We start from the raw sequence: 3,424 nt of genomic DNA, 5'->3' as shown, positions 1-3,424 counted from the left end.
CCTCAGAACCTTCAAGGTTATGCGGCTCGCTGCAGCAATCCCGCCTACTCCTGCCGTGAACGCTCTGTCATCCACGATACGGAGAAGGCGTTAGGGAACCTTCCCGAAAACGTTAAGAAAGTTGTAAGAATGCGCGCGACGGCAAGCGAACCGCTCATTCGGCCAGCTTGAAGCCGATGCCCCATACCGTTTCGATCTCGCCGGCCGAATGCGCGGCGCGCAGCTTGCTGCGGATGTTGCTGACGTGCACGTTGATGGCCTTCTCCTCGACCGCGCTTTCCTCGTTCCATGCGATCTCGAACAGCTCGCGCTTCGTGAACACCTTGCGCGGACGTCGCACGAGGGCTTCGAGGATGTTGAACTCAAGGCGCGTGAGGCGCACGGGTTCTTCCCGCACCGAAAGCGTGCGGGCGTCGACGTCGAGCGTCCAGTCTTTGTAGCGCATCGCGGTTGCGGCGGCGGGTTCGGGGAGGCGCTCGTCGGAAGGCGCGCCGGACGCGGATGCGCGGCGAACGTCGGCGTGGCGCAGCTGCACCTGCACGCGAGCCAGCAGCTCGTCGAGGTCGAAGGGCTTGGTCAGGTAATCGTCGGCGCCCAGCTTCAGCAGCGCCACCTTGTCGGCGGCGGTCGTGCGCGCCGACATCACGATGACGGGCATGTCGCCGCGGGCGCGCACGAGGCGCACCACGTCCTCGCCCGCCATGCCCGGCAGCATGAGATCGGTGATCACGAGGTCGAACGGCTCGGAGCCGGAAAGCAGCAGCCGCCCCTCGCTGCCCGAGAAGGCCTGCGTGCAAGCGAACCCGTTGCGGCGCAAATGCACCGCCACCACCTCGTTGATGTCGGCGTCGTCCTCGATGATCACTATGGATGCCGGTTCGCTCATAGAGGGTATTGTACCGCAAGGCAAACGCGGGAACCCGCATTTCGAGAGCCGCAACCGCACGCACCCTCTTTTCGCTCCAAGCCCAAACGGCAAAACCGGCAGTGAAACGCGCTCTGCCATGGAAAAGGCCGAAAACGGCAATGTCCCCTACTTATGCGCACTTCCGCCAAGCAAGTCTTAGACTTCTGCGCGCCTCATCGTGAACGTGATCAGGGAAATACCTGGTCACAGAATCTTTTGAATTGCGAGAGCCGCAAAAAAGAGAAGGTTGGAGCCTTTCGGAGCGCACATAAGTCACGGACATTGCCTTTTTCGGCCTTTTTCATGGCAGAGCAGCGCATAAGTCGGGAACTTTTCCATCATGGACGCGATGGCGATGTTGACGGAAAGCCCCGAAGCTCGCACCTATCGGAGAGCGCTCAAGCATCGCCTCGAAGAGGAAGGCGGTCGGTTGGTTGCAGAATGCAGCCAACTGAAAACGCAGTCTGCGGAAGACAATAGTTCTACCGCACCGATGCCGGCACCACCGAGCAGATCCTGCGCCTCGTCCGGTCCATCCCCTCGCCCAAGGCCGAGCCGTTCAAGCTGTGGCTCGCACAGGTCGGCAAAGAGCGCATCGACGAAATGTTCGACCCCGAGCTCGCCATCGAACGCGCCATCGAGTACTACCGCCGCAAAGGCTACACCGAGGACTGGATCAGCCAGCCCCTGTTCTCCATTCGCGCGAGGAAGAACCTGACGTTCGAATGGCGAGAACGCGGCGTGAAAACCAATTCCGAATACGCCATCCTGACCAACGACATATATCACGCCTGGTCGGATCTGACCGCCCGCGAGTACAAAACCTTCAAAGGCCTCGCCAACGAAAGCCTGCGCGACAACATGAGCGACCTAGAGCTAGCTTTGAGCACGCTGGCGGAAGCCACCACGGCCGAGGTCGAGCGAGCGACCGACCCTGAAAGCCTCCCCGAGCACCGCGAGGTCGCACGCTCAGGCGGCGAGGTGGCGGGCATCGCGCGCAAAGCAGCCGAGAAGAAGATCGGCGGGCCCGTCATCACCTCGGCCACCGCGCCCGATTTCGGTCGCCTCATCATGGAAGTGATCGAGGTGCAGGCCATCGAGGAAGAGGGGGATGCGCTAAACGCCGATGCGGCCGAATAGGCGCGCACCCGATCGTGGCGGCAAGATGGAACCGGCTGTCGGCCTGGCCGTCGGTCGCTTGCATCTTGCTGCACTCGCATTCCCGCACCGCCTTTCGCGTGCTAGAATATCGGCAACAAAGAGCCAGTGCGAGCGCCCCTCCTCACGAGGCGGCCCATTGCGGAAACCGTGCCCTCGTTTCCCCTACCACGCCCGTAAGATCCTCTCAACCCAAGGGCACTGAGGAGGCGCGGTGGCTTCACCCTCGATATGCTTCGGATACGAAACCGCTTTGCAGATCCTGCGCACGACCGGCCCGCGAGAGCGAACCCTTTTGCGCAGCGGAGCGCACACGATGCCGGATCGAGCGCCTAGCATGTGCGCCTTTCGGCAGGCCCTCGAATCGCTCGAAACGTTGCACCCATCCATGATGCTCGAACAGCCTGCGCATCTTCTGGTGTCTCGCGTATCCCAATGCAGATCTACAAGCGCTTTCACGGTGCGCGTATGCAAAACGACCTTGCACGGACACCCCTTTCACCGGCTCGGCAACGGCGCGTACGTAAGCTCCGCACCCCTCGCCTTCGTGCATATCGCAGCCCAAGAAGACAGCATGATCGCGCTGCTCGAACTCGGTTACGAGCTGTGTGGCTCCTATCAAACCAAACGAACCGGCACGTCGTCCGCCTATCAGGTCGAACCCCTGTCCTCAGTCCGCTCCCTTGCAGACTTCGCCGCCCGGAATCCGTCGCTTCGTGGCGCAGCCAAAGCCGCGAAAGCCTTGCGCTATGTCGCCGACAATTCGGCCTCCCCGCGCGAGACCAAGAAAGCCATCCTCCTCGGCCTGCCCATGATGTACGGCGGATACGGGCTGGGCATTCCCCGCATGAACTACGAGGTGAAAGCCAACCCGGCCGCACAAGCGCTCACGGGCAAATCGTGTTTCCGGTGCGATCTATGCTGGCCGGAAGCGAAGCTTGATGTGGAGTACCAAAGTCGGGAATCGCACTCCGGGGAAGAGAAGCGCATCGAGGACTCCCGAAGAACCAATGCGCTCGCTTCCATGGGATGGACCGTCGTCTCCGTCACCAATGACGAGCTGGACAGCCTAGTCGCCACCGATGCGATCGCGGACAGGATCCGCAAGCACCTCGGAAAGCGATCGCAGGTGCGCGTGGCAAACTACCACTCGAGGAAGCTGAAACTCCGCAGACAGCTCGGCCTCCCAATAGGGTACGACTGACCTTCGATGCATCTTCCAGGCTGCGATTCGCACAAAAAACCGCGACGTTTGATTCCTTGAAGAAAGCCGAGGGAGCGCCGATCGAGGGATCTCGACAAAACCGCAGGTGGGAAACTCGAGCCCGGAACCCGTCCGAGATGCGAAGCCCTCCGTCC

General features: G+C 61.6%; 3 protein-coding genes. 2 read left to right on the top strand and 1 reads right to left on the bottom strand.

Annotated elements, in window-relative coordinates; all coding sequences use genetic code 11:
- Nucleotides 1-154: 154 nt before the first annotated feature.
- Entirely contained in the window at nucleotides 155-886 is a 732-nt protein-coding gene (locus ACMO6A_RS05405; protein WP_009306482.1) for a response regulator transcription factor, read from the bottom strand.
- 624 nt (nucleotides 887-1,510) lie between these two features.
- Here ACMO6A_RS05405 and ACMO6A_RS05400 point away from each other — a divergent pair.
- On the top strand, nucleotides 1,511-2,047 hold the full coding sequence (locus ACMO6A_RS05400) for a hypothetical protein (RefSeq protein WP_009306484.1): 537 nt from the start codon (nucleotides 1,511-1,513) through the stop codon (nucleotides 2,045-2,047).
- 592 nt (nucleotides 2,048-2,639) lie between these two features.
- Nucleotides 2,640-3,269, top strand: coding sequence for an endonuclease domain-containing protein (locus ACMO6A_RS05395; protein WP_114519586.1), 630 nt, complete (start codon nucleotides 2,640-2,642; stop codon nucleotides 3,267-3,269).
- Nucleotides 3,270-3,424 lie beyond the last annotated feature (155 nt).

It is taken from the genome of Eggerthella sp. (genome assembly GCF_048329335.1).
GTDB lineage: Bacteria > Actinomycetota > Coriobacteriia > Coriobacteriales > Eggerthellaceae > Eggerthella > Eggerthella lenta.
This window is presented reverse-complemented; position numbering and strand designations above follow the sequence as displayed.